Raw genomic sequence first — 25,545 nt, forward strand, 5'->3', positions numbered from 1 at the left:
AGTAACGCATGTTAGAACGTTATACAAGACCTGAGATGGGCAAAATTTGGACAGATCAAAATCGATACCAAGCATGGCTAGAAGTCGAAATCTTAGCTGATGAGGCGTGGGCCGAGCTTGGTGAGATTCCCAAAGAAGATGTGGAAAAAATTAGAGAGAAGGCAACTTTCGATATCGACCGTATCTTAGAGATCGAAGCACAGACGCGTCATGATGTGGTCGCATTCACCCGGGCTGTCTCTGAATCGCTTGGTGACGAAAGTAAGTGGGTCCACTATGGGCTGACTTCTACTGATGTGGTAGATACGGCTTATGGTTACTTGATGAAGCAAGCGAATGACTTAATCCGTAAAGATCTAGAAACATTCACAGCTATCATTGGTGAAAAAGCAAAAGAACACAAATATACTGTCATGATGGGACGGACCCATGGGGTGCATGCCGAACCGACGACATTTGGGTTGAAGCTTGCCTTGTGGTATTCTGAAATGAAACGCAATATTGAACGTTTCGAACGAGCGGCGGCTGGAGTTGAAGCTGGGAAAATCAGCGGTGCAGTAGGAACATTTGCCAACATTCCGCCATTTGTTGAAGAATATGTATGTAACAAGTTGGGGATTCGTCCTCAAGAAATCTCTACGCAAGTATTGCCGCGAGATCTCCATGCAGAATATTTTGCTTCCATGGCACTGATTGCAACAAGCATTGAAAAATTTGCGACAGAAATCCGTGGATTGCAAAAATCAGAAACAAGAGAAGTTGAAGAGTTTTTTGCTAAAGGGCAAAAAGGGTCTTCCGCAATGCCGCACAAACGCAATCCTATTGGTTCAGAAAATATGGCGGGATTAGCACGAGTGATCCGCGGCCATATGGTGACGGCGTATGAAAATGTTTCTCTTTGGCATGAACGAGATATCTCTCACTCTTCTGCTGAACGGATTATTATCCCGGATACAACGATTTTGATTGATTATATGCTCAATCGTTTTGGAACGATCGTCAAAAATCTGACTGTTTTCCCAGAAAATATGAAACGTAATATGAATGCGACTTTTGGCTTGATCTATAGTCAACGTGTTATGTTGAAATTGATCGATCATGGCATGACTCGAGAACAGGCATATGATCTTGTTCAGCCGAAGACGGCACAAGCTTGGGACGAACAGCGGGATTTTCGACCATTGTTAGAAGCTGACCAAACCATTATGTCTACGTTAAGTGAAAAAGACTTGGATGATGCATTTGATTATCATCATCATTTAAAGCAAGTGGATACGATTTTTGCGCGCGTAGGTTTAGGTGAATAGGAAATAAACCCCGAAAAAAACAAAAGGCACGCTGCTTCAATAAGCAGCGTGCCTTTTGGGGTAGTTTTATTATTTAGTTATAGTTTTCGGAAAGATAAGACAAAAGATCTGGGGCTAATGCTGTAGCAGAAGAGTTTTCTTGCCGATCTTCTAGCATGGACACCATCAAATACTTTTGATTCTGGGCATCGAAAGCAAATAAGAAGCTATTTTCCTGTCCTTTCTCATCTTGTTTCTCCTTGATCTCAGCTGTTCCAGTTTTGGCAGCAAGAGGCAAACCGAGGGCTGCTAGGGAATGGGCTGTCCCATTCTCATCGGTAACGACAGCTTTCAAATCCTCATTGATCAGTGAAATCGTCTCTGGTGAAATCAACTCTTTTTTCGTCTTTGTTTCTGCACCCATCACTAATCGTGGATAAACCAGAGATCCTTGATTGGCGAAAACAGAGTACATCGCTGCTTGTTGAATTGGATTGATCAACAATTCTCCCTGGCCATAGCCAGTGTCTGCCAGCAAAATCTCAGAATTGAAGGATTTGTCATTGCTGATTTGTGCAGGGTTCATGGCAATCGGCAAGTCCAATTCTTCACCGAAAATAAATTTCTCCAAACCAGCACGGAATTTGTCTTCACCCATCGCCAATGTTTGTTGAGCCATATAGATATTATCCGAATAGACGAGAGCGTTACGCAAGTTAACGGATGCGACATCGCTGACCCGAGTCACGAAGTAATCTCCCCAAGAGCTATCTTTTTGCCATTTCAATCCGTTGATTGAAAGGACGGTTTCTGGATTGATCGTTCCATTGTCTAAACCGATGGCTGCTGTGATTGTTTTAAAGGTTGAACCGGGAGCATAACCAGTTGCAAAGCGGCTGATAAATGGTAGATCTTTATTGTTTTGGTAAGCATCATAGTCCTCTTGTGAAATTCCGTTGGTCATTTTATTGGGATCAAAACTTGGAGAACTAGCTAGAACGAGCAGATCCCCTGTGGTTGGTTCAGTGACCACGGTAGAACCAGCCTGATTCTTAAGGGAATCAAAAGCGATTTTCTGTGCTTTGGCATCGATCGTGAGTTGAATCGTTTTGCCGTCAGTTTTTTTCGTTTCGATCAATGCTTTTCGCTCTGTGCCTTTTTCATCGGTGATCGCTATCTTACCACCGTTTTTTCCTCGAAGTTCTTTGTCAAAAGCTGCCTCGAGACCAGAGCGGCCAATTTTTCCATTGCTGGCTAATGTATCATCTTTTTCAACATCTTCAGCCGTAATGTCTCCTACATAACCAATCAATTGTGCAGCGGCTTCACCTAATGGATAGGTTCTGCCCGCGGTTTCTTGAATGCTTGCACCGGTTGGGAGATCAGCTGTGGGTTCCACGATTTTCAAAGGAACAAAGTAATCGTCTTGCACCCAAGATTGATCCAATGCTTGCTGGATCGCTTTCTCAGTCAGGTCAAACTGCTTAGCGATCGCTTTGATTCTTGACTCTTTATCCTCTCCATCTCCTAATTGTCCGGGAATCACCCCAAGCTGGTACAAGGTGCCATTAGCAGCCAGTGGTGTTTTGTTGCGATCCACTATTTCACCTCGAACAGCCTCATCAACAGAAATACTTACTTTATCTTGTCCAGCCATGTCAGGGAAAATCAGGTTTGGAGCCCAATCGATTTTTGGCTGATCTTTTTCAAATTTGATGGTTCCGGAATAATTCAGATCTTTGATTTCCCCCAAGCTAGTAGTGAGAGATAACTGATACGTAAACTGATAATCTGCATCTTTGACATCATCGCTTAAAGTGATTTTGGAACCCTTGATGTTGGCAGCATCAATTCCGCTGAAAATTGTTTGATATTTTTCTGCTACTTGATCATTGGTATAACCATTTCTTTCTGCGCTATCAGAAAGAATCAAGGATGGTAATTTGTCGAATTTGTTTTTTGAAAGGTTCTCAATGAATGAGTGGACGACTTTCTCTGCCTGATTTTGTCGTTGCTGTTTGTCATAATAGCGATAGCCGAAAAAGCCACCTACTACAAGCAATAAGAGCAGAGGAAGAACAATCAGTAAAGTCTTCCGTTTTTTTGGTGGTTGATTTTGAGAGCGGCGATTTTGTCGTTCCATTTTTCTTAATTCCCTTCTTGGTTAAGTATCGGTAACTCTTCGCGATTCCGATAAAGCGGCAGCAGCAAGCAATAATCTGCTAACAGTTGCTCCATAGTGAGCGTAGAAATCTGATCTTTGAGATAGACTTTGCCAATCTGTAATTCGCTTTTTTTTACAGTAGTCAGCCGCTCTAGAGCAGCGGGCCATTCTCGGATCGGCTGATAGCCATATTGCGTATGATCCAGAGAGAGGACAAAATCTTGAGGTAGAGTTTCAAACAGTACCGGTTTCTCTGACCAGCAGCGAGCGATTTGCTGTTGATTTTTCGGCTGATCAATCACACTTAACCAGACAAAAGCATACTCACGAGTAATACCGATCTGGAAGTGGGCATCCATCTTATAACCTCGCTTGTTTGGTCCAAAAGCTGCCCAAGTTTCTTCTGGAGGATAGACACTTCGCCGTCGGTGCTGTGCGATATGCAGATAAAAAGGAGTGTCTAGCTTTTCTGTGAAAAAAGGGCAGACTTTTTCACCAATTTGCTGAAAAATCGGTTGGATCTCTTTACGAATTTCCTGCATTCGTTCTTCCAAGCTCGAAGCTTGGAAGACGTGAAAGCTTTTATTAGTAAATAACATAGAGTAGAATTCCTTTCTTGTATTCTAAGAGATAGTATAGCAAAAAAACACCCTTAAAATCACAATTTAGGCGTTTTTTAAGAGTGTGTTTAACTATTTATAAAATTAGGTTTTAAAGGAGTGAAAGTCTTTTCCTCATTGAGTAAGTTTAGCAAGACATCCAAAAAGGCAGTTTGCATTTCTTCCATATTGAAATAAATACGGAAACAATAGGTGTGTTTAAAGAAAGTCTGCTGATGGATTTGATGGATAATCAATTCTTCGTTTAATCCGTTTTTATATTGGAGTACCCGTTTTCGATGTTCGGAATAATGAGGCCGGGCATGTTTTTTGAATGGACTGAATAAATAAAAAGATGTCATTTGATTTGCGGTCAACACTTGTTGAACGGCAAGTAGTTCATTATGTAGCTGTTTTCTGTCGGTGTCCGATAAATGAGCGATAAATCGTTGCGCTTGATTTTTCAGTGACCACATGAATCAATTCCTCCTTGGAGATACCAGTATTCACAAAATCAATATAACATGAAAAAAAATAAATGTAAACGCTTTATAGCGTGTGAAAAAGTCGGAAATCAGCAGAACAAAAAATGATTTTAAGTTAAACACGAACATTTAAAGAAAACTTAGTTGTTAATGTACATTATTTTGTTGACCCTTATTCTTTGCGTTGTTAGAATAGAAAACAACAAGAAGAGACTAAAAATCTATGTGAAAAAACTAACTTTTGTGAGGTGTCCGGTGGTGCAAGAAGAATTGATTTACGAAGGGAAAGCAAAGAAACTCTTCAAGACTAGCAAAGATAAAGAGCTCCGTGTGGAGTATCTCGATCAGGCTACCGCGTTGAATGGATTGAAGAAAGATGCAGTTTCAGGAAAAGGAGCACTGAATAATCAGATTACCAGTCTTATTTTTCAAGAATTAGAAAAGCAGGGTATTCCAAGTCATTTTATCAAAATATTGTCTAAACACGAACAATTAGTTTGTGAAGTTGAAATGATACCGTTGGAAATCGTCGTCCGTAATACGGCTGCCGGCAGCTTTTCTAAGCGCCTGGGAATTGCTGAAGGGGAGCAGCTGCCTTTTCCGATTATTGAATTTTATTACAAAGAAGACCGCTTAGACGATCCTTTCATCAATGAAGATCACATTCGTTATTTGGGAATCGCCACCCCTGAGGAAGTTGCTCAAATCAAAATGCTTGCTCGACAAATCAACACCGCATTGTGCCAACTCTTTGAGAAAATTAAGATCCACTTGGTCGACTTTAAAATTGAAGTCGGTAAAAGTGATGGGAAAATTCTTTTAGCGGATGAGATTTCGCCGGATACTTGTCGCTTATGGGATCTGACAACGAAAGAACATTTGGATAAAGATGTCTATCGTCGTGAAATCGGGGATCTGATTCCTGTTTATCAAGAAGTATTAAATCGCTTAGAAAAGGAGTATAGTTCATGTATTTAGTCAAAGTTTATGTCACTTATAAAGAGTCGGTCTTGGATCCTCAAGGAGAAGCAGTCAAAGGAGCGGTTCATCGTTTGGGGTATCAAAATGTCTCTGAAATACGTATTGGGAAATATTTTGAGATCAAAGTTACAGACAGCAATAAAGAATCAGTAGCGGCAGAAATTGAAGAAGTTTGTGACAAGTTACTGGCAAATGTCAATATGGAGACTTATCGTTATGAAATCATTGAGATGGAGGACAAGGAACAATGAAATTTGCAGTAATCGTTTTTCCTGGTTCGAATTGTGATGTCGATTTAATGTATGCCATCAAAGATGTGATGGGCGCAGAAGCCGAATATGTGTGGCATGACGAGACCTCGTTAGCTGGCTTTGATGGTGTATTGCTTCCAGGAGGTTTCTCCTACGGGGATTACCTTCGCTGCGGAGCCATCGCACGTTTCTCGAATATTATGGCAGAAGTCATTCGTTTTGCAGAAGAAGGAAAACCGGTCTTTGGTACGTGCAATGGCTTCCAGATCTTGACAGAAGCTGGCTTGCTGCCAGGGGTTTTACGCAGAAATGAATCGCTGCACTTTATTTGCAAGCCGGTACAGTTGCAAGTCAATAACCAGACGCCTTTTACCTCTGAATACCAGCAAGATGAACGGATCACGATCCCTGTCGCTCATGGAGAAGGAAATTACTATTGCGACGATCAAACCTACCAGGAACTGGAAGCCAATAACCAGATTGTCTTCCGTTATGTGGATAACGTTAACGGGAGTTTACATGGTATTGCCGGCATTTGCAACAAGGCAGGCAATGTTTTAGGGATGATGCCCCATCCTGAGCGGGCAATGGAAGAGTTGCTTGGCTCAAAGGATGGCAAGAAGTTCTTTGCGTCTTTATTGAAAAATTTCGGGAAGGTGCCAGTACATGAATAAAGCAATCATAGCAGAGCCAACACCACAGGAAATCAAAGAAACCAAGCTTTATCAACAATGGGGGCTCACTGATGAAGAATACCAAATGATTTCAGAAGAAATATTAGGTCGACTACCTAATTATACAGAAACGGGTCTCTTTTCAGTAATGTGGAGCGAACATTGTTCCTATAAAAATTCCAAGCCGGTCTTGCGCAAATTTCCAACCGAAGGCCCGCAAGTTTTACAAGGGCCAGGCGAAGGAGCGGGAATCGTCGATATTGGTGATGGCCAAGCAGTTGTCTTTAAAGCAGAAAGTCATAACCATCCTTCGGCCGTGGAGCCTTATGAAGGCGCCGCAACCGGCGTCGGTGGGATTATTCGTGATATTTTCAGTATGGGGGCGCGGCCCATCGCGATCCTAGATTCGTTGCGTTTTGGCGAATTGACGAATGAGCGGACCAAATACCTTTTAGAAGAAGTCGTGGCAGGAATCAGCGGCTATGGAAATTGTATCGGAATCCCTACAGTCGGTGGTGAAGTTGCCTTCGATGCCTGTTACGAAGGGAATCCATTGGTCAATGCGATGTGTGTCGGTTTGATCGACCACAAAGATATTCAAAAAGGACAGGCCAAAGGCGTTGGTAACATAATCATGTATGTGGGAGCAAAAACAGGTAGAGACGGGATCCATGGTGCAACATTTGCTTCCGAGGAGTTCGTGGAGGGAGAAGAACAGCAGCGCTCGGCTGTCCAAGTAGGAGACCCCTTCATGGAAAAATTGTTATTAGAAGCTTGTCTTGAGCTGATCCTTGAACATTCAGACAGTTTGATCGGTATTCAGGACATGGGGGCAGCCGGTCTCGTTTCTTCCAGTTCTGAAATGGCTTCAAAAGCTGGTTCAGGATTAAAACTTTATTTAGATGATGTACCGCAACGAGAAACTGGTATGACACCTTATGAAATGATGCTATCAGAATCCCAGGAGCGGATGCTGATCTGTGTGAAACAAGGACATGAAGCAGAAGTTGAAGCGTTGTTTCAAAAATACGGATTGGAAGCGGTAGTGATTGGTGAAGTAACCGATGATGGTGCGTATCGCTTGTACCATCAGGGAAAAGAAGTTGCCAATTTACCTGTTGATGCTTTGGCAGAAGATGCGCCAACTTATCATAAAGAAAAAGCAGAACCTGCTAGAATCCAAGCATTTCGTCAACAGCCTGATTTTGAACCAGTCATTGATGATGCAACAGCAGTCTTTTTACAATTGTTGCAGCAACCCACGATTGCTTCAAAAAAATCGATTTTTGAAACCTATGATTCTCAAGTGAGAACCAATACCGTTGTTGGCCCAGGAAGTGACGCTGCAGTCCTGCGGATCAAAGGGACCAACAAAGCTTTAGCTATGACCACGGACTGTAATGCTCGCTACTTGTACCTTGATCCTGAACGAGGCGGACAGATTGCTGTAGCAGAAGCAGCTCGCAATATTGTTGCTTCTGGGGGACGACCACTAGCGATCACAGACTGTCTCAACTATGGCTCGCCGGATAAACCAGAAGGCTTTTGGGAGTTATGGACATCGGCAGAAGGGATTGCCAAAGCTTGTGAAATTCTAGAAACTCCTGTTATTTCAGGTAATGTTTCGCTGTACAATGAAACCAACGGGCAGGCAATCTATCCAACACCAGTGATTGGTATGGTAGGGCTGATTGAAAAGGTCGAACATATCACCACACAACATTTCCAGACACCGGAGGATTTGATTTATTTGATTGGAGAAACGAAGGCCGACTTTAACGGCAGTGAACTCCAAAAATTACAAAATGGGTCGATCAATGGCCGTTTGATGGCATTTGATCTATTAGAAGAAAAACAGAATCAGGCAATCGTCTTATCTGCGATCCAGGCTGGACTTGTAAAAAGTGCCCATGACTGTGCAGAAGGCGGATTAGCTGTTGCATTAGCTGAATCTGCGTTTAAGAAGAATGTCGGTATATCTGTTCAACTAGATTTGCCGCAATCTTGGCTTTTTTCAGAAACACAATCGCGATTTGTGCTGTCCATTGCTCCAGAAAATCAAACCGCTTTTGAAGCTTTGGCAGGTGATAGCGCTTGTCTCATCGGAAAAGTTACAGCAGAACCGCAACTAAAAATCCAAGGTAACGATGGAATGATCGTAGTGGAAACAGCCTTAGCACGTAAGAAATGGGAGGAAGCAATTCCATGTCTATTGAAGTAAAAAGCTTGAATGAAGAATGCGGGGTTTTTGGTGTCTGGGGTCACCCAGATGCTGCCCGAGTTACTTATTTTGGCTTGCACAGTTTACAGCATCGGGGACAAGAAGGCGCTGGGATCGTCGCAAATCAGCAAGGCAAACTTGCCGGACATCGGGATCTTGGCTTATTAGCAGAAGTTTTTTCCGATGAACGACTTCTTCAACGATTGACAGGTGAAGCAGCAATCGGACATGTTCGCTATGCTACTGCAGGCAATGGCAGCGTCGATAATATCCAACCTTTTCTTTTTAAGTTTTTTGATCAGCAGATTGGGTTGGCGCACAACGGGAACTTAACCAATGCCAAGAGTTTGCGGAAATCACTTGAGTCTGAAGGAGCCATTTTTCATTCAAATTCAGATACCGAAATTTTGATGCATCTGATTCGCCGCAGTGGTCAAGCGAATTTGCTGGATCGCATCAAAGAAGCGCTGAATCAAGTGAAAGGTGGATTTGCATATCTTTTGCTGACAGAAGATGCGATGATCGCTGCTCTTGATCCAAATGGATTTCGGCCACTCTCGTTAGGAAAAATGGTCAATGGTGCTTATGTGATTGCTTCAGAGACTTGTGCTTTAGAAGTGATCGGAGCTGAATTTGTTCGAGATATCTGTCCTGGGGAAGTTGTCATTGTGGATCAAGCGGGCTACCGTGTTGAAACATATACGGAAGAAGTCCAACCAGCGATTTGCTCAATGGAATTCATTTATTTTGCACGACCAGATTCGAATATTGCCGGCGTCAATGTCCATACTGCACGAAAAAATATGGGACGTAATCTTGCCCAAGAAGCACCGATCGAAGCAGATATGGTGATCGGTGTACCGAACTCATCCTTATCGGCCGCCAGCGGGTTTGCAGAAGAATCTGGCATTCCTTACGAATTAGGATTAGTCAAAAATCAATACATTGCACGAACATTTATCCAGCCCACTCAAGAATTACGGGAACAAGGCGTTCGGATGAAGCTATCTGCCGTCCGGGGTGTGGTTGAAGGAAAAAAAGTGATCATGGTGGATGACTCGATCGTTCGCGGCACTACTAGCCGACGAATCGTTCAATTGTTAAAAGAAGCCGGTGCCAAAGAAGTTCACGTTCGGATTGCTTCACCGCCATTAAGATATCCTTGTTTTTACGGAATCGATATTCAGACGCGGAAAGAACTGATCGCTGCTCGGCAAAGTGTCGAAGAAATTCGCCAAACGATCGGTGCCGATTCGTTGGCTTTTCTCAGTGAGACTGGCTTGATCGAAGCAATCGGGTTAGATTTAGATGCCCCCTATTCTGGATTGTGCATGGCCTATTTCAATGGTGATTATCCTACACCGCTTTATGATTATGAAGAAAGCTATTTAGCGTCGCTCGAATAAATGGTACAGGAGGAACTCAAAGTGGCAAATGCTTATGCAAAGGCTGGTGTTGATGTGAACGCCGGGTATGAAGTCGTTGATCGAATCAAAAAACATGTCAAAAGAACAGAACGGTTAGGTGTAATGGGTGCCATCGGTGGTTTTGGCGGCTGTTTTGACTTGTCAAACTATCCGCTGAAAGAACCAGTGCTGGTATCCGGTACTGATGGTGTAGGAACGAAATTATTAGTAGCGATCCAACAAAATCAACACCAAACGATTGGAATCGATTGTGTTGCGATGTGTGTCAATGATATTGTCGCTCAAGGAGCAGAACCGATCTATTTTTTGGATTATGTCGCAGTGGGCAAGAATGATCCCGAAAAAATCGAACAAATTATCGCCGGGGTTGCAGAGGGCTGCGTTCAGTCGGGAGCGGCTCTGATAGGCGGTGAGACAGCAGAAATGCCAGGGATGTACTCGGAAGAGGACTATGACTTGGCTGGTTTTGCGGTGGGAATTGTTGAAAAATCTCGTCTGATCACGGGAGCATCGATTGAACCGGGACATTTTCTGATCGGGCTGCCTGCTTCTGGTATCCATTCAAACGGGTATTCATTGGTTCGCAAGATCTTTTTTGAACAGCAAGGTTTTCAAATGGCAGAGAAGTTGCCGGAATTAGGCGGAAAAACTCTCGGAGAAGAATTGTTAACACCAACGAGAATCTACGTATCCGCTGTACTGCCGTTACTTGAAAAACAATTAATTGACGGTATCTCGCATATCACGGGTGGCGGCTTTATCGAGAATATTCCCCGGATGTTGCCGCCGCAGACAACAGCAGAAATCACACTGGGAACGTGGCCGCAACTGCCGATTTTTGAGGCTCTAGCTTCTTATGGAAAAATCCCGGCCCATGAAATGTATGAGATCTTCAATATGGGGATTGGGATGGTTCTTGCTGTTGCACCAGAGAAGAAAGAACAAGTGCTAGCTTTGTTAAACGAGCAGAATGAAGCAGCTTACGTTATTGGTAAAGTAACGGAGGCTCAAGAACATGCGGTTCTTTTACAAGGAGATCCGCTATGAGGATCGCTGTTTTTGCATCAGGAAACGGCAGTAATTTTACCGCAATTGCCGATGCGATTAGAGGAGAAGAACTCAAAGGGGCTACATTAGCGCTGCTGTTCTCAGATAATGCCGCCGCATTTGTCTTGGAACGGGCTAAAGACGCGGGGGTACCGACATTGCAGTTATCCCCGCAGAAATTTCCTTCGAAAGCAGCGTTCGAAGCCGCACTGTTGAACGAGTTGGCGGAACATTCGATTGAGCTGATCGTTTTGGCAGGCTATATGCGGATCGTTGGACCTACGTTGCTAGCCGCTTTTCCCAATAGAATCATCAATCTGCATCCCTCATTGCTGCCTAGTTTTCCTGGAAAATCCGGTATTGCCGATGCCTTTCATTATGGAGTGAAGGTGACTGGGATCACCATTCATTACGTTGACAGTGGTATCGATACGGGGCCGATCATTGCGCAAGAAGTGGTACGTATCGAATCGGAAGATACATTAGAAAGCTTAGAAGCAAAGATCCATCAATTAGAGCATCGAGTCTATCCAGCGGTCATAGCTGAAATCATTCATAAAGGAGACCATCAATCGTGAAAAAAAGAGCGTTGATCAGTGTGTCAGATAAACAAGGGATCGTATCTTTTGCCAAAAATTTAGTACAAAACGGCTACGAAATCATTTCGACAGGAGGGACAAAATCTGCTCTGGAAGCGGCTGGTCTTGAACCGATTGCGATAGAAACGGTCACAGGATTTCCCGAAATGATGGACGGACGTGTCAAAACATTGCATCCAAAGATCCACGGTGGTTTGCTGGGTCGCCGGGACCTGCCTGAACATTTAGCAGCAATGGAAAAACATGACATTGCGCCGATCAATCTGGTTGTTGTCAACCTTTATCCTTTTAAGGAAACGATTGCCCAAGCGGATGTGACAGAAGAGCAAGCCATTGAGAATATCGATATCGGTGGACCAAGCATGCTGCGCTCCGCTGCAAAAAACTTTGCTGCAGTGACAGTGATCGTTGATCCTAAAGATTATCCCCTCATTCTAGATGAATTGACGGAAACCGGTCAGACGCAGCTTGCCACGCGCAAACGCTTAGCGGCTAAAGTATTTCGCCATACAGCAGCTTATGACGCCTTGATCGCCGATTATTTGACAAAAGCAGTTGAAGAATCTGAACCGGAGAAGTTGACACTGACGTATGAATTGAAACAAACGTTGCGCTACGGAGAAAATAGCCATCAAACTGCTGCTTTTTATCAAGATGCATTGCCAGTTCCTTATTCGATCGCTAGTGCAAAACAACTTCACGGCAAAGAATTGTCCTACAACAACATCAAAGATGCGGATGCCGCTTTGCGAATCGCAAAAGAATTTACGGAACCCACTGCAGTCGCTCTTAAACATATGAATCCTTGTGGTATCGGAACAGCGACGACGATTTTTGACGCTTTTGAACGGGCATACGAAGCAGATCCAGTTTCGATTTTTGGAGGAATCATCGTATTGAATCGCCCCGTTGATGAAGCAACAGCTGCGGCACTGCATCAAATATTTCTTGAGATCGTGATTGCGCCTGCTTTTGAACCAGCGGCGCTGGATATTTTGACGAAGAAGAAAAACATTCGCTTGATGACGTTAGATTTTGTAGCAAATCCTGTCGAAACAGAAATGGTCTCTGTATTAGGTGGTTTATTAGTTCAAGAACAAGATACATTAGCAGAATCTCCTAAGGATTGGACGGTCGTAACGAAACGTCAGCCTAGCAAGAATGAGTTGGAAGCAATGGCTTTTGCTTGGAAAGCGGTAAAACATGTCAAATCAAATGCCATCGTTTTAGCGAACCAATATCAAACAGTTGGAATTGGTGCTGGCCAAATGAATCGCGTGGGTTCTGTAAAAATCGCCATTGAACAAGCTGCTGAAGCTGGAAAATTAACGGATGCAGTTTTAGCTAGCGATGCGTTCTTCCCAATGGATGATAGCGTGGAATATGCTGCAAAACGGGGAATCAAGGCGATCATTCAACCTGGAGGCAGTATTAAAGACCAAGCGTCTATCGAAATGGCAGATCAATACGGAGTAGCGATGATCTTTACTGGCGTTCGGCATTTTAGACATTAAAAGACATTAAATTCAGGAGGAGCAGATGAAGCTTTTAGTTATTGGTAGTGGTGGTAGGGAACATGCAATCGCCAAGAAATTACTCGCAGATCCGATCGTAGAAACAGTCTACTGCGCGAAAGGGAATCCGGGCATGGTCAGCGATGGCATTCAGGTAGTTGCTATCCCTGAAACAGACCATCAAAGCTTGATCGCGTTTGCAAAAGAGATGGCCATCGATTGGACCTTTGTAGGCCCTGAAGTTCCTTTGCTTAATGGCATCGTTGATGATTTCCAAGCTGCAGGATTGAACATTTTTGGCCCAAATAAAGCAGCGGCGATGATTGAAGGTTCGAAGGAATTTGCCAAAGAATTGATGGCAAAATATCAGATTCCAACCGCTGAATACCAGTCTTTTGTAGATAGTGAAAAAGCGAAAGCGTATATCCAAGAAAAAGGTGCCCCAATCGTAATCAAAGCAGACGGTTTAGCTGCTGGAAAAGGGGTCGTTGTCGCAGCAACAGTGGATCAGGCACTGGCTGCGGTAGAAGAAATGTTGGAAGAACAAAAATTTGGTCAAAGTGGTGCCAAAGTTGTGATCGAAGATTTTCTGGAAGGAGAAGAGTTTTCGCTGCTGGCTTTTGTTCATGAAGAGCAAGTTTATCCCATGGTGATTGCGCAAGATCATAAACGAGCGTTTGATGGGGATGAAGGACCGAATACTGGTGGAATGGGAGCTTACTCTCCTGTTCCGCAAATTCCTCAGTCAATGATCGATCAAGCAATCGAGACGGTTTTGATCCCGGCTGCTACAGGAATGATTGATCAAGGAACACCCTTTACGGGTATTTTATATGCGGGGCTGATTGCCACAGTTGAAGGACCTAAAGTGATTGAATTCAATGCTCGTTTTGGAGATCCAGAGACGCAAGTCGTTTTGAGTCGGCTAACGAGTGGGTTAGCTCAGATTATTGATGCATTGCTCAATGGAAGACAGCCGGAAATTACTTGGAATCAGCAGTTTTCTGTTGGTGTGGTCGTGGCGGCTGAAGGGTATCCAGAAACCTATCAACAGGGAATGATCATTCCGCAAAAAGCGGCTGAAGATGTTCAACTGTTTTATGCAGGGGTTGCTGAAAGAGCAGGAGAATTGGTGGCAGCAGGCGGGCGAGTATTTTTAGCGGAAGGGCAAGGTGCTTCTTTGGAGGAAGCGCAAAAGAGAGTTTACCGAGCGCTAGCAAAAATGCCTTTGAACAAGATGTTTTATCGAAAAGATATTGGTGCCAAAGCATTAAAGTAACCGCAACTTCTCTTTGGTTCCATCGTTTAAACAAAAGATCGCTGATGAGAGAACAGCGATCTTTTTTTCTTAAAAAGAGGTAGCGTTTTCAAACGGATATGCTAAAATAGAAGAGCAAACAGAGGAGGAAAAATACGTGAAAAAAATTAAATTTGGTTCAACCGATTTAGAAGTTTCAAGTGTCATTTTGGGATTGATGCGAATCAATAATGCAAAAGATCCTGTAGCTGTACTGACGACAGCAATCGAGAATGGTATTACTTTCTTTGATCATGCAGATATCTATGGCGGTGGCGAATGCGAAAGTATTTTTGCAGATGCCCTTGCACAAACCGAATATAAAAGGGAAGATCTTTTCATTCAATCGAAATGTGGTATCGTCCCAGGGAAAATGTTCGATTTTTCGAAAGAACACATTATTAAATCCGTTGAAGGCAGTTTGAAACGCTTGAAAATGGATTATCTTGACGCGTTGCTGTTGCATCGCCCGGATACGTTAGTGGAGCCCGAAGAAGTCGCTGCTGCTTTCGACGAGCTGGAAAAAGCGGGAAAAGTTAAGTATTTTGGAGTCAGCAATCAAAATCCTGGTCAAATCGAATTGTTGAAAAAATATGTCTCTCAACCATTGCTGGCCAATCAATTGCAATTTGGCATCATGCATACTGGAATGATCGATCGAGGCATCCATGTCAATATGACGGATAGCGGCAGTGTCGATCATGATGGCGGCATTCTTGAGTATTCTCGGCTGAATGATATGACGATCCAAGCGTGGTCGCCATACCAATATGGATTCTTTGAAGGTGTCTTCATCGGAAATGAGAAATTCCCAGAACTGAATGCAAAACTAGAAGAATTGGCTGAGAAGTATCAAACGACTGCGACAGGAATCGCATCTGCTTGGATTCTACGGCACCCAGCAAATATGCAGGTGATCGCAGGCACGATGACGCCGCATCGTATCGAAGAGATCGCTAAGGCATCTACGATTGTGTTGACACGCCAAGAATGGTATGAAGTATATTTGGCAGCTGGCAATATTTTACCTTAAAAAAAAGAAGAAACCCTTTATTTAATGGAAACTATCTCAGGAATGTTCGTAAAAGACGAACATTCCTGTTGCTTTTTAAAAAAAAGATTCTAAAACACTTGTATTTATGAGTGAGCTGGTTTAAATTGTTGTGGGCATTAAAAATAGGCGACAGCCATTTGATGCTTGCTTCACTCTTATCAAGATTTGGAGGATATTTTTATGTTTGACATGAAAGTTTTTGATTACGAAGATATACAATTGATCCCTAATAAATGTATCGTGAATAGCCGTTCAGAATGTGATACGACGGTTACTTTAGGCAAACATTCATTTAAAATGCCGGTCGTTCCTGCAAATATGCAAACGATCATTGATGAATCAATCGCAGAATTTTTAGCTGAAAATGGCTATTTTTATATTATGCATCGTTTTGACGAAGCAGCCCGCATTCCTTTTATCAAAAAAATGAAGGAAAAAGGCCTGATCTCTTCGATCAGTGTCGGTGTCAAAGACTATGAGTATACTTTTGTCGAAACATTGGCTGCTGAAGGACTGGTGCCTGATTACATTACGATCGATATTGCCCATGGACATTCCAATGCTGTCATCAATATGATCCAACATATCAAAAAACATTTACCAGATGCTTTTGTGATCGCAGGGAACGTTGGTACACCTGAAGCGGTCCGAGAATTGGAAAATGCCGGCGCGGATGCAACGAAAGTTGGGATCGGACCAGGGAAAGTTTGTATCACTAAAATCAAAACTGGTTTTGGAACTGGTGGGTGGCAATTAGCTGCATTACGCTGGTGTGCAAAAGCAGCTCGCAAGCCGATTATCGCCGATGGGGGAATCCGCACCCATGGAGATATCGCAAAATCTGTTCGTTTTGGGGCAACGATGGTCATGATTGGTTCATTGTTTGCTGGACATGAAGAATCTCCCGGGGAAACAAAAGTCGAAAATGGTGTCGTTTTAAAAGAATACTTTGGCTCTGCTTCTGAATTCCAAAAAGGGGAAAAGAAAAACGTCGAAGGGAAAAAAATCTGGATCCCTTACAAAGGTTCTTTGAAAGATACTTTGGTTGAGATGCAGCAAGATCTACAATCATCGATCTCCTATGCCGGTGGCAAAGACCTCGAATCGATTCGAAAAGTTGATTATGTGATCGTGAAAAACTCGATTTTCAATGGCGATACAATTTAAGTTGCTTCGGCTGTAGAATTGACAGTGGCATGAATAAAAGTTCGATCCAAAAGATTTCTTGGTCTTGCAGCAAGCGATAGGAAAACATTCTTATCACTTGCTGCTGAGGGTAACAAGTCTTTTGGTTTTTTTATTTTCAGCGCTGACCTTCTGCTTTTTGTGGAATCATCTCTATCGACTATTTGGTTTTTCTTAATCTTTCGTTATAATAGAAGAAATGATGAAAAAAACTAAAAAAATATTCTGAGCTAAAAGCGGATATTCAGTTGACTAAGTGAGTAAGAGCAATAACAATAAAGTAAACATGCAGAAAGAAGCAGGTGAGTGTTTGACTATCAAAGTAATGTCCGTTTTTGGGACAAGACCGGAAGCCATCAAGATGGCGCCTTTGGTAAAAGAATTAGAGGCTGATCCTCGATTTCAATCAATTGTCGTGGTGACAGCCCAACATCGCGAGATGTTAGATCAAGTATTAGAGGTTTTTGCGATCGAACCTGATTACGACTTGGATATCATGACATTGGGACAGACGTTGACCGGCATCACTACAAAAGTCTTGCTGGAATTAGAACCGATTCTCCACCAAGAAAAACCGTCAATTGTGCTTGTTCATGGTGACACAACAACGGCATATGCCGCAGCAACCGCAGCTTTTTACGCTCAGATCCCGATCGGTCATGTTGAAGCTGGTTTGCGGACGTGGAATAAACGATCACCCTATCCGGAAGAAGCCAACCGGCAACTCATCGATGTGCTAGCGGATCTTTACTTTGCTCCAACGCTTCAAAGTAAAGAAAATCTACTTGCGGAAAATCATGATCCAGAAGCCATCTTTGTCACCGGCAATACCGCGATTGATGCCATGCGCTACACTGTTTCTCAAGACTATCAGCATCCTACACTAACAGACAGAAAACAGCGAAAGATTTTGTTGACGATGCACCGCAGAGAGAATTTAGGTCAGCCGATGAAGAATGTTTTTCAGGCATTGGCTCGAATCGCAGGCGAGTTTCCAGAAGTCTCAGTCGTTTTTCCGATGCATAAAAATCCCGAAGTTCGAGAAATTGCTCAAGAAACTCTGGGTGCTTTAGAGAATGTTACATTGATTGAACCTTTAGATGTCATCGATTTTCACAATTTTGCCAACCAAAGCACATTGATTCTAACTGATTCCGGCGGTGTCCAGGAAGAAGCCCCTTCTCTCGGTGTTCCTGTATTGGTGTTGCGGGACACAACTGAACGTCCAGAAGGCATTGCGGCAGGAACGTTGAAATTGGTCGGTACAGGGGAAGAGGATGTGTATCAAGCAACGAAGCAGTTGTTGCAGGATCACGCTGCATATACCGCAATGGCGCATGCTGAAAATCCTTATGGTGATGGTAAAGCAAGTCAGCGAATCAAAGAAGTATTGGCTCAATATTACCGTCTGTCCGGAATGGCAGATCCTTCGATCCAATGATCCAAAAACTGAAAATGGAATTGAAAAAATAACAAAAGTATTTTCACATAATGGTTGACCTATATAATTAGATAGACTATAGTGAGGATAGAAATAAATAATTGTTAGGTGAGGCTCCTATATGGACACAAGCTGCTGCCGCAAAAGTATCGAGAGATGCTTAGTTGGTAGGACAGGTCTAATCGTGAAGGTTAAACCCAAAGCAGCTGATAACGTCAAGTTATCTACGCCCTATAGTGCTAAAGCTCTACAATGATCATGAGTTTTTTTACGCATGCTTATTGGGAGCATGCGTTTTTTTGTGTTAATGGTCACTGATGCCTTTATTTTAGCTGATACATACAGACCTTTATGAGGTGCTGCAAGACAATTGCTGACTGCCTTTATTTTTGACCAACACTTCTGCATGATCCAGAGTTTCTTGCTTGATAAACAGAGAGGAAGATGAACATGGAATACCCCAGTCCCCAGATGAACAATAAAAAGAATGCTAGGGGTAGCAAATGCAACTCCTAGTTATAGGAGGAAAAGAAGATGTTAAAAAAATTATCTAAAGATCAAGAATTAAAATTACTTGCACAACTTTCGGAAAGAGAGTTGCTGATGGAAATGCGGACTTCGTTTAATGGACTATCAAAAGAGGATGCAGCAGAACGTCTGGAAGAATATGGACCAAACCAAGTAGATGCACAAAAACCAACACCTGCTTGGCTGATGTTTTTAAGTGCTTTCAAAGATCCTTTTGTATTAGTTTTGGCTTTGCTGATGGTCATTTCTTTTTTCACAGGTGATTATGAAGCAGTGGTCGTGATGGGAATCATGATCTTAGCAAGTGTTACGATCACATTCGTGCAAGAATATCGTTCGCAAAAAGCAAGTTTGGCCTTAAAAGAATTAATTGAAAATACATGTTCTGTCACTCGAGACGGCGAAACGATCGAGATTCCGATGGATGAAGTCGTACCAGGAGACATCGTGACATTGGCAACCGGGGATATGATTCCGGCAGATGCTATTTTGATTTGGACAAAAGATTTATTTATCAATCAATCTTCTCTGACCGGAGAATCTATGCCGGTGGAAAAATTTGTCGATGCTGGGATCAAAGATTCTAAAGAAACGATTTCCGCATTAGATATGCAAGATTTGGTTTTCATGGGAACGGATGTCCTTAGTGGACAAGGTAAAGCAATTATTTTAAAAACCGGTCAAAGTACTTTTTTTGGTGATATTGCCAAAAATGCAACGTCAAAACGAGGAAAGACTACTTTTGAGGATGGTTTGACGAAAGTCAGTAAATTGTTGCTGCGAATGGTAATGGTTTTGTTTCCCATCGTCTTTTTGATCAATGGATTGACAAAAGGCGACTGGGGAGAAGCCCTTTTCTTCGCAATCGCTGTAGCTGTTGGCTTGACTCCGGAAATGTTGCCAATGATCGTCACAAGTAATTTGGCAAAAGGTGCCATGTCGTTAGCTAAAGAAAAAGTGATCGTCAAAGAATTGCCTTCGATTCAAAACTTGGGCAGTATGGACGTTTTATGTACGGATAAAACCGGCACGATCACTGAAGATCGCGTCGTATTAGTGCAGCATCTGAATCCGTTTGGTAAAGAAGACCAACAAGTGTTGGATATGACCTATTTGAATTCCTACTATCAAACAGGTTGGAAAAATTTGATGGATATTGCGGTATTGAACTACTTCGAAGATACAGAGCGCCAAGCGCCTTATCAAGAAGTCATCAAAGTGGATGAAATCCCCTTTGACTTTTCCCGCCGGCGTTTAACAGTGGTTGTCAAAGCAGATGGGCACCAAATCATGGTCACAAAAGGTGCTGCTGAGGAAATGGAGAAAGTCTGCAAATACGTGGAAGTCAACGGACAAGTTCTGGAATTGACAGATGAATTAAGAGAAAAACTTCGTGAGGTAAATCACCGCTTGAACAAACAGGGCATGCGTGTCCTAACAGTAGCAATCAAGCGAGATGCTCACGCAGAAGCCGTCTACACAGTTGAAGATGAACAAGATATGATCATGATCGGATTCATGGGCTTTTTAGACCCAGCGAAAGAGTCCGCAAAAACAGCTATTGCTTCATTACATGGTCATGGTGTCAACGTGAAAGTTTTGACTGGTGACAATGCGATCGTGGCGCAAAAGGTGTGTAAAGATGTGGGGATCGAAGTGAACGACTATCTTCTAGGGATAGACGTTGATCGTCTCTCTGATGAAGAATTGGCTGAAAAAGCAGAAGCGGTCAATCTATTTGCTAAGTTGAATCCTATGCAAAAGTCACGCATCATTCAGTCGCTGCAAGCCGATGGTCATACTGTCGGATTTATGGGAGATGGAATCAATGATGCGCCTGCACTGCGGGCTGCTGATGTCGGTATTTCTGTAGATACGGCCGCAGACATTACCAAAGACGCAAGTTCGATCATTTTATTAGAAAAAAGCTTGAATGTGTTAGATAAAGGGGTCATTGAAGGCCGTAAAGTTTTCACAAACATGATGAAATACATCAAGATGACATTGAGTTCAAACTTTGGGAATGTTTTTTCGATTCTTGTCGCTAGTGCATTCTTGCCTTTCTTGCCAATGCTTTCTATTCAATTGCTGGTGCAAAATCTAGTCTATGATATGGCACAGTTGACTATTCCTTGGGATAATGTGGATGTGGAAGAACTAGAAAAACCAGTCAAGTGGCAAGTCAGAGGCTTATTGAAATTCACCGTAAGCATTGGACCAGTCAGCAGTATTTTTGATATCTTGACATTCTTCGTGATGTGGCATGTGTTCCAAGCAAATACCATTCAAGAACAAGCGCTGTTCCAAGCCGGCTGGTTCATGATCGGTCTTGTGACGCAAACATTAGTCGTGCATATGGTCCGGACGCGTAAACTGCCATTTCTCCAAAGTATCGCATCGCCAGCAGTCTTACTGTCAAGCGTTCTTGCGATTTTGGTGGGTTTCGGTATTATCTTGTCGCCGCTGCACACAGTCTTTGATTTTGCAGCGCTACCATCTTCTTACTGGCCATGGTTTGTCGGCATTATTCTTGCCTACCTGGTAAGCGTAGAAGTAGCTAAGAGAATCTATATCCATTATACAAAAGAGTGGATCTGAGAAAAGAAACGGATAGTCATAAAAGATTTTAACTTTTATGCTATCTGTTTCTTTTTTATTCTATTCTGTATTATTTTTTTCTCATTATCAAAAAAAACTAATTTTACTAAGTCGGAACATTCACAAGGGAAAGTCCTCGAGGTGTTACGTTTCTGTTTAGTTAAAAGGCGAAGTCTGTACTATTCTTAAAAGAAAAAAAGAATTTAATAAGGAGCAAAGCAAGAAAGCGATTGCTTAAATGTGATTGTTTTCACTAATCGTTTCTTAAGAGTTGGTCTAATGGGAATCGTTTTATTAAAAAAAAATACCTTTTCACTTGTCTTATTCTCGTTTAAATGATAATTTATAGTAGTAAATGATTTTTCGATGATACAGATTTTATCCCTGTTACATTCGAAAGTGAATTTTTATATCAGAGAGGAAAGTGTGTCAAGATGGCAAAAAAACAAAAAGCACTTGATTTCCAAGCAATTTTGGAGCAAGTCAATGCAGATTTTCCAACTTATCAAGCATTAGATAAAGACGGAAAAATCGTAAATCCAGATTTAGTACCTGATCTAAGTGACGACGAATTAGTCGAGTTGATGACTCGCATGGTATGGTCCCGTGTATTAGACCAACGCTCTACTGCGTTAAACCGTCAAGGTCGTCTAGGTTTCTTCGCGCCAACAGCTGGTCAAGAAGCAAGTCAATTAGCAAGTCATTTTGCATTTGAAAAAGAAGATGTGCTTTTACCGGGTTACCGTGATGTCCCTCAATTGATCCAACACGGCCTTCCATTGAAAGAAGCGTTCTTATGGTCTCGCGGACACGTAGCTGGAAACCTTTATCCAGAAGACTTGCAAGCTTTACCACCACAAATCATTATCGGTGCGCAATACGTGCAAGCTGCTGGTGTAGCTCTTGGTCTGAAAAAGCGCAACAAGAAAAATGTTGTCTTCACTTATACAGGTGATGGCGGTTCTTCACAAGGGGACTTCTATGAAGCAATCAACTTTGCTGGTGCTTACCATGCAAACGCTGTATTCTACATCCAAAACAACGGTTTTGCGATTTCAACACCTCGTGAAGTTCAAAGTGCTGCGCCAACATTAGCTCAAAAAGCAGCTGCAGCTGGTATCCCAGGAATCCAAGTGGATGGTATGGATCCATTAGCAGTTTACACTGTATCAAAAGCAGCTCGTGAATGGGCAGCAAATGGCAATGGACCAGTTTTGATTGAAACATTGACTTACCGTTATGGTCCACACACATTATCAGGGGATGACCCAACGCGTTACCGTTCAAAAGATATGGACAGCGAATGGCAACAAAAAGACCCATTGGTTCGCTTCCGTACGTACTTGACTGAAAAAGGACTATGGTCTGAAGAAAAAGAAGAACAAATCATTGAACAAACTAAAGAAGAAATCAAAGCTGCAATCGCTGAAGCTGACCGTGTACCTAAACAAAAAGTTTCAGATTTCTTGAAAAATATGTTTGAAGTACAACCTCAAAACATTAAAGAACAAATTGCAACTTACGAAGCGAAGGAGTCGAAATAGTCATGGCACAAAAAACAATGATTCAAGCAATTACAGATGCCTTAGCTGTTGAAATGGAAAACGACAAAGAAATTTTAGTCTTTGGTGAAGACGTCGGTAAAAACGGCGGGGTTTTCCGGGCAACAGAAGGTTTACAAGAAAAATTCGGTGAAGATCGTGTTTTCGATACCCCTCTTGCTGAATCTGGTATCGGCGGTTTAGCTTTTGGTTTAGCACTAGAAGGTTTCCGTCCAGTTCCAGAAATTCAATTCTTCGGATTCGTTTTTGAAACATTTGATGAAATCGTTGGACAAATGGCACGTACTCGCTACCGTATGGGCGGCACACGCAACTTGCCAATTACGATTCGTTCACCATTTGGTGGTGGTGTGCATACACCAGAATTGCACTCAGATAACTTGGAAGGATTGATTGCTCAATCACCAGGTATCCGTGTCGTGATTCCATCAAACCCATACGATGCAAAAGGATTGTTAATTGCTTCTATTCGCAGCAATGATCCTGTTGTTTTCTTAGAACATATGAAACTTTACCGTTCATTCCGTGAAGAAGTGCCAGAAGAAGCGTATGAAGTTCCATTGGATAAAGCAGCGGTGACTCGTGAAGGAACAGACGTATCGATCATCACTTATGGTGCAATGGTTCGTGAAGCAATCAAAGCAGCGGATAACTTAGCAAAAGAAAACATCAATGCTGAAATTATCGATTTGCGTACAGTTGCTCCTCTTGATGTGGAAACAATCATTAAATCTGTTGAAAAAACAGGTCGTGTGGTTGTTGTTCAAGAAGCTCAAAAACAAGCAGGCGTAGGCGCTCAAGTCGTTTCTGAAATTTCTGAACGTGCGGTTCTTTCATTAGAAGCACCAATTGGACGTGTATCTGCTCCAGATACAATCTTCCCATTCGGTCAAGCAGAAAATATCTGGTTGCCAAATGCTAAAGATATCGAAGACAAAGTGAAAGAAATCGTGAACTTTTAATAGTTGAAGAAGGGAAGAATAGAAAATGGCATTTCAATTTAAATTACCGGATATCGGTGAAGGGATCGCAGAAGGCGAAATCGTAAAATGGTTCGTTAAACCCGGCGATACCATCAATGAAGATGACACTTTATTGGAAGTTCAAAATGACAAATCAGTTGAAGAAATCCCATCTCCAGTCACAGGTACTGTAAAAAATATCCTTGTATCAGAAGGAACAGTTGCCAATGTTGGTGATGTATTAGTAGAAATCGATGCACCTGGCCATGAAGACAATGAAGGAGATGCAGGTGTGGCAGCGCAAGCCCAAACTCCTGCACAACCAGCTGCTGTTCCAACAACGGAAGCTGCATCTGCTGGTTCTTCAGAAGGCGAAGGCGTATTCCAATTCAAATTACCAGATATCGGTGAAGGAATTGCAGAAGGCGAAATCGTAAAATGGTTCGTTAAAGCTGGCGACACCATCAATGAAGATGATACTTTATTGGAAGTTCAAAACGACAAATCAGTTGAAGAAATCCCATCTCCAGTCACAGGTACTGTAAAAAATATCCTTGTATCAGAAGGAACAGTTGCCAATGTTGGTGATGTATTAGTAGAAATCGATGCTCCAGGACACAACAGTGCACCAGCTGCTAGTTCTGCAGCGCCAACTGCAGCGCCAGAAAAAGTTGAAACTTCTGGCTCAGCAAGTGTCGTTGAAGCTGCTGATCCAAACAAACGTGTATTAGCAATGCCTTCTGTCCGTCAATTTGCTCGTGAAAAAGATGTCGACATCACACAAGTAACTGCAACTGGCAAAGGTGGCCGCGTGACAAAAGAAGACATTGAGAACTTCCTATCTGGTGGCGGAGCTTCAGCAACTGCAGAAGCAGCAGCTCCAGCAAAAGAAGAAGCGCAAGCACCAGCAGCTGAAAGCAAACCAGCAGCACCAGCTAAAGCCTTCAAGTCTAACTTGGGTGATTTAGAAGAACGTGTAGCATTAACTCCGACACGTAAAGCAATTGCGAAAGCAATGGTCAACAGCAAACATACAGCACCTCATGTAACATTGCATGATGAAGTAGAAGTAACAAATCTTTGGGATAATCGTAAGAAATTTAAAGAAGTTGCTGCTGCCAATGGCACAAAACTTACTTTCTTGCCATATGTTGTAAAAGCATTGACTGCTACAGTCAAAAAATTCCCTATCTTGAATGCTTCAATCGATGATGCAAAACAAGAAATTGTGTACAAAAACTACTACAATATCGGTATTGCTACGGATACGGATCATGGGTTATATGTACCAAATGTCAAAGATGCAGACCGCAAAGGAATGTTTGCTATCGCTGATGAAATCAACGAAAAAGCTAAACTTGCTCATGACGGCAAACTTTCTGCAGATGACATGCGCAACGGAACGATCACTATCAGTAACATTGGTTCTGTAGGCGGTGGCTGGTTCACACCAGTAATCAACTACCCTGAAGTAGCTATCTTGGGTGTTGGTACAATCGCGCAACAACCAATCGTCAATGCTGAGGGCGAAATCGTTGTCGGCCGCGTAATGAAACTTTCATTGAGCTTTGACCACCGAATCGTTGATGGTGCAACAGCGCAACAAGCAATGAATAATATCAAACGTCTATTAGCTGATCCAGAGCTATTAATGATGGAAGGATGATTAA

Annotated in this window: 20 protein-coding genes and 1 riboswitch; of the genes, 17 read left to right on the forward strand and 3 right to left on the reverse strand. The window is 42.6% G+C overall.

The genetic code is table 11. From position 1 onward, the window contains the following. The first annotated feature begins 8 nt into the window (after positions 1-8). Positions 9-1,307 carry an adenylosuccinate lyase gene (purB, locus tag FE005_RS11305; RefSeq protein WP_041119285.1) on the forward strand — a complete coding sequence of 433 codons (1,299 nt, stop codon included), beginning with the start codon at positions 9-11 and terminating at the stop codon, positions 1,305-1,307. A gap of 73 nt (positions 1,308-1,380) precedes the next feature. Here the strand turns inward: purB and FE005_RS11310 are convergent, their stop codons facing one another. The 3 genes from FE005_RS11310 to FE005_RS11320 form a co-directional block, all read right to left on the reverse strand. After that, positions 1,381-3,429, reverse strand: a complete 2,049-nt coding sequence (locus tag FE005_RS11310) for a penicillin-binding transpeptidase domain-containing protein (protein WP_138371798.1) — start codon at positions 3,427-3,429, stop codon at positions 1,381-1,383. Positions 3,430-3,434: 5 nt separating this feature from the next. Then, positions 3,435-3,992, reverse strand: coding sequence for a DUF1054 family protein (locus FE005_RS11315; RefSeq protein ID WP_230321047.1), 558 nt, complete (start codon positions 3,990-3,992; stop codon positions 3,435-3,437). 146 nt (positions 3,993-4,138) lie between these two features. Beyond that, positions 4,139-4,525 carry a hypothetical protein gene (locus tag FE005_RS11320; protein WP_003127198.1) on the reverse strand — a complete coding sequence of 129 codons (387 nt, stop codon included), beginning with the start codon at positions 4,523-4,525 and terminating at the stop codon, positions 4,139-4,141. 264 nt (positions 4,526-4,789) lie between these two features. Between FE005_RS11320 and purC the strand changes: the two genes are divergently transcribed. From purC to FE005_RS11400, 16 genes are all read left to right on the forward strand, one after another. Then, positions 4,790-5,512 carry a phosphoribosylaminoimidazolesuccinocarboxamide synthase gene (gene purC, locus FE005_RS11325; RefSeq protein ID WP_060814873.1) on the forward strand — a complete coding sequence of 241 codons (723 nt, stop codon included), beginning with the start codon at positions 4,790-4,792 and terminating at the stop codon, positions 5,510-5,512. Then, positions 5,503-5,766, forward strand: coding sequence for a phosphoribosylformylglycinamidine synthase subunit PurS (gene purS, locus FE005_RS11330; RefSeq protein WP_003127200.1), 264 nt, complete (start codon positions 5,503-5,505; stop codon positions 5,764-5,766). The genes purC and purS overlap by 10 nt, the downstream gene beginning before the upstream one ends. Next, a complete protein-coding gene (purQ, locus tag FE005_RS11335) occupies positions 5,763-6,440 on the forward strand; it encodes a phosphoribosylformylglycinamidine synthase subunit PurQ (protein ID WP_103300058.1) in 678 nt (225 codons plus the stop codon). Before purS ends, purQ begins: the two co-directional genes overlap by 4 nt. After that, positions 6,433-8,661 (forward strand): phosphoribosylformylglycinamidine synthase subunit PurL, encoded by a 2,229-nt coding sequence (gene purL / locus FE005_RS11340; protein ID WP_113849834.1) that lies wholly within the window; start codon positions 6,433-6,435, stop codon positions 8,659-8,661. The genes purQ and purL overlap by 8 nt, the downstream gene beginning before the upstream one ends. Further along, positions 8,646-10,067, forward strand: coding sequence for an amidophosphoribosyltransferase (gene purF, locus FE005_RS11345; protein ID WP_060814870.1), 1,422 nt, complete (start codon positions 8,646-8,648; stop codon positions 10,065-10,067). Before purL ends, purF begins: the two co-directional genes overlap by 16 nt. 21 nt (positions 10,068-10,088) lie before the next feature. Further along, entirely contained in the window at positions 10,089-11,135 is a 1,047-nt protein-coding gene (gene purM, locus FE005_RS11350; protein ID WP_005472505.1) for a phosphoribosylformylglycinamidine cyclo-ligase, read from the forward strand. Further along, positions 11,132-11,713 carry a phosphoribosylglycinamide formyltransferase gene (purN, locus tag FE005_RS11355; RefSeq protein WP_021150959.1) on the forward strand — a complete coding sequence of 194 codons (582 nt, stop codon included), beginning with the start codon at positions 11,132-11,134 and terminating at the stop codon, positions 11,711-11,713. Before purM ends, purN begins: the two co-directional genes overlap by 4 nt. Beyond that, on the forward strand, positions 11,710-13,248 hold the full coding sequence (gene purH, locus FE005_RS11360) for a bifunctional phosphoribosylaminoimidazolecarboxamide formyltransferase/IMP cyclohydrolase (protein WP_138371800.1): 1,539 nt from the start codon (positions 11,710-11,712) through the stop codon (positions 13,246-13,248). The genes purN and purH overlap by 4 nt, the downstream gene beginning before the upstream one ends. 25 nt (positions 13,249-13,273) lie before the next feature. Then, positions 13,274-14,527 carry a phosphoribosylamine--glycine ligase gene (gene purD / locus FE005_RS11365; RefSeq protein WP_138371801.1) on the forward strand — a complete coding sequence of 418 codons (1,254 nt, stop codon included), beginning with the start codon at positions 13,274-13,276 and terminating at the stop codon, positions 14,525-14,527. A 136-nt stretch (positions 14,528-14,663) separates the two neighbouring features. After that, complete coding sequence (locus tag FE005_RS11370) at positions 14,664-15,578, forward strand: aldo/keto reductase family oxidoreductase (RefSeq protein ID WP_003127209.1); 915 nt, start codon at positions 14,664-14,666, stop codon at positions 15,576-15,578. A 210-nt stretch (positions 15,579-15,788) separates the two neighbouring features. Next, complete coding sequence (gene guaC / locus FE005_RS11375; RefSeq protein ID WP_003127210.1) at positions 15,789-16,766, forward strand: GMP reductase; 978 nt, start codon at positions 15,789-15,791, stop codon at positions 16,764-16,766. A 328-nt stretch (positions 16,767-17,094) separates the two neighbouring features. Then, complete coding sequence (wecB, locus tag FE005_RS11380) at positions 17,095-18,225, forward strand: non-hydrolyzing UDP-N-acetylglucosamine 2-epimerase (RefSeq protein ID WP_138372215.1); 1,131 nt, start codon at positions 17,095-17,097, stop codon at positions 18,223-18,225. Positions 18,226-18,318: 93 nt separating this feature from the next. Continuing rightward, a riboswitch (M-box (ykoK) riboswitch) is annotated at positions 18,319-18,489 on the forward strand. 270 nt (positions 18,490-18,759) lie between these two features. Continuing rightward, positions 18,760-21,351, forward strand: coding sequence for a magnesium-translocating P-type ATPase (gene mgtA, locus FE005_RS11385; RefSeq protein WP_138371802.1), 2,592 nt, complete (start codon positions 18,760-18,762; stop codon positions 21,349-21,351). A 434-nt stretch (positions 21,352-21,785) separates the two neighbouring features. Next, the gene (pdhA, locus tag FE005_RS11390) at positions 21,786-22,895 is read left to right on the forward strand and encodes a pyruvate dehydrogenase (acetyl-transferring) E1 component subunit alpha (protein WP_003127214.1); all 1,110 of its coding nucleotides are present in this window, start codon (positions 21,786-21,788) and stop codon (positions 22,893-22,895) included. Positions 22,896-22,897: 2 nt separating this feature from the next. Further along, entirely contained in the window at positions 22,898-23,875 is a 978-nt protein-coding gene (locus FE005_RS11395; protein ID WP_003127215.1) for an alpha-ketoacid dehydrogenase subunit beta, read from the forward strand. Positions 23,876-23,900: 25 nt separating this feature from the next. Next, entirely contained in the window at positions 23,901-25,541 is a 1,641-nt protein-coding gene (locus tag FE005_RS11400; RefSeq protein ID WP_005472521.1) for a dihydrolipoyllysine-residue acetyltransferase, read from the forward strand. Positions 25,542-25,545 lie beyond the last annotated feature (4 nt).

Origin of the sequence: Enterococcus sp. M190262, assembly GCF_005843965.1 — a bacterium.
Lineage (GTDB): Bacteria > Bacillota > Bacilli > Lactobacillales > Enterococcaceae > Enterococcus_D > Enterococcus_D gallinarum.

What these genes read in the sequence shown, in the direction of transcription:
- FE005_RS11315 (WP_230321047.1), bottom strand. Translation starts at nt 3,992, where the DNA reads ATGCAGGAAATTCGTAAAGAGATCCAACCGATTTTTCAGCAAATTGGT.
- purN (WP_021150959.1), top strand. Translation starts at nt 11,132, where the DNA reads ATGAGGATCGCTGTTTTTGCATCAGGAAACGGCAGTAATTTTACCGCA.
- purS (WP_003127200.1), top strand. Translation starts at nt 5,503, where the DNA reads ATGTATTTAGTCAAAGTTTATGTCACTTATAAAGAGTCGGTCTTGGAT.
- purD (WP_138371801.1), top strand. Translation starts at nt 13,274, where the DNA reads ATGAAGCTTTTAGTTATTGGTAGTGGTGGTAGGGAACATGCAATCGCC.
- purQ (WP_103300058.1), top strand. Translation starts at nt 5,763, where the DNA reads ATGAAATTTGCAGTAATCGTTTTTCCTGGTTCGAATTGTGATGTCGAT.
- mgtA (WP_138371802.1), top strand. Translation starts at nt 18,760, where the DNA reads ATGTTAAAAAAATTATCTAAAGATCAAGAATTAAAATTACTTGCACAA.
- FE005_RS11320 (WP_003127198.1), bottom strand. Translation starts at nt 4,525, where the DNA reads ATGTGGTCACTGAAAAATCAAGCGCAACGATTTATCGCTCATTTATCG.
- FE005_RS11395 (WP_003127215.1), top strand. Translation starts at nt 22,898, where the DNA reads ATGGCACAAAAAACAATGATTCAAGCAATTACAGATGCCTTAGCTGTT.
- pdhA (WP_003127214.1), top strand. Translation starts at nt 21,786, where the DNA reads ATGGCAAAAAAACAAAAAGCACTTGATTTCCAAGCAATTTTGGAGCAA.
- FE005_RS11400 (WP_005472521.1), top strand. Translation starts at nt 23,901, where the DNA reads ATGGCATTTCAATTTAAATTACCGGATATCGGTGAAGGGATCGCAGAA.
- purL (WP_113849834.1), top strand. Translation starts at nt 6,433, where the DNA reads ATGAATAAAGCAATCATAGCAGAGCCAACACCACAGGAAATCAAAGAA.
- purF (WP_060814870.1), top strand. Translation starts at nt 8,646, where the DNA reads ATGTCTATTGAAGTAAAAAGCTTGAATGAAGAATGCGGGGTTTTTGGT.
- guaC (WP_003127210.1), top strand. Translation starts at nt 15,789, where the DNA reads ATGAAAGTTTTTGATTACGAAGATATACAATTGATCCCTAATAAATGT.
- purB (WP_041119285.1), top strand. Translation starts at nt 9, where the DNA reads ATGTTAGAACGTTATACAAGACCTGAGATGGGCAAAATTTGGACAGAT.
- FE005_RS11310 (WP_138371798.1), bottom strand. Translation starts at nt 3,429, where the DNA reads ATGGAACGACAAAATCGCCGCTCTCAAAATCAACCACCAAAAAAACGG.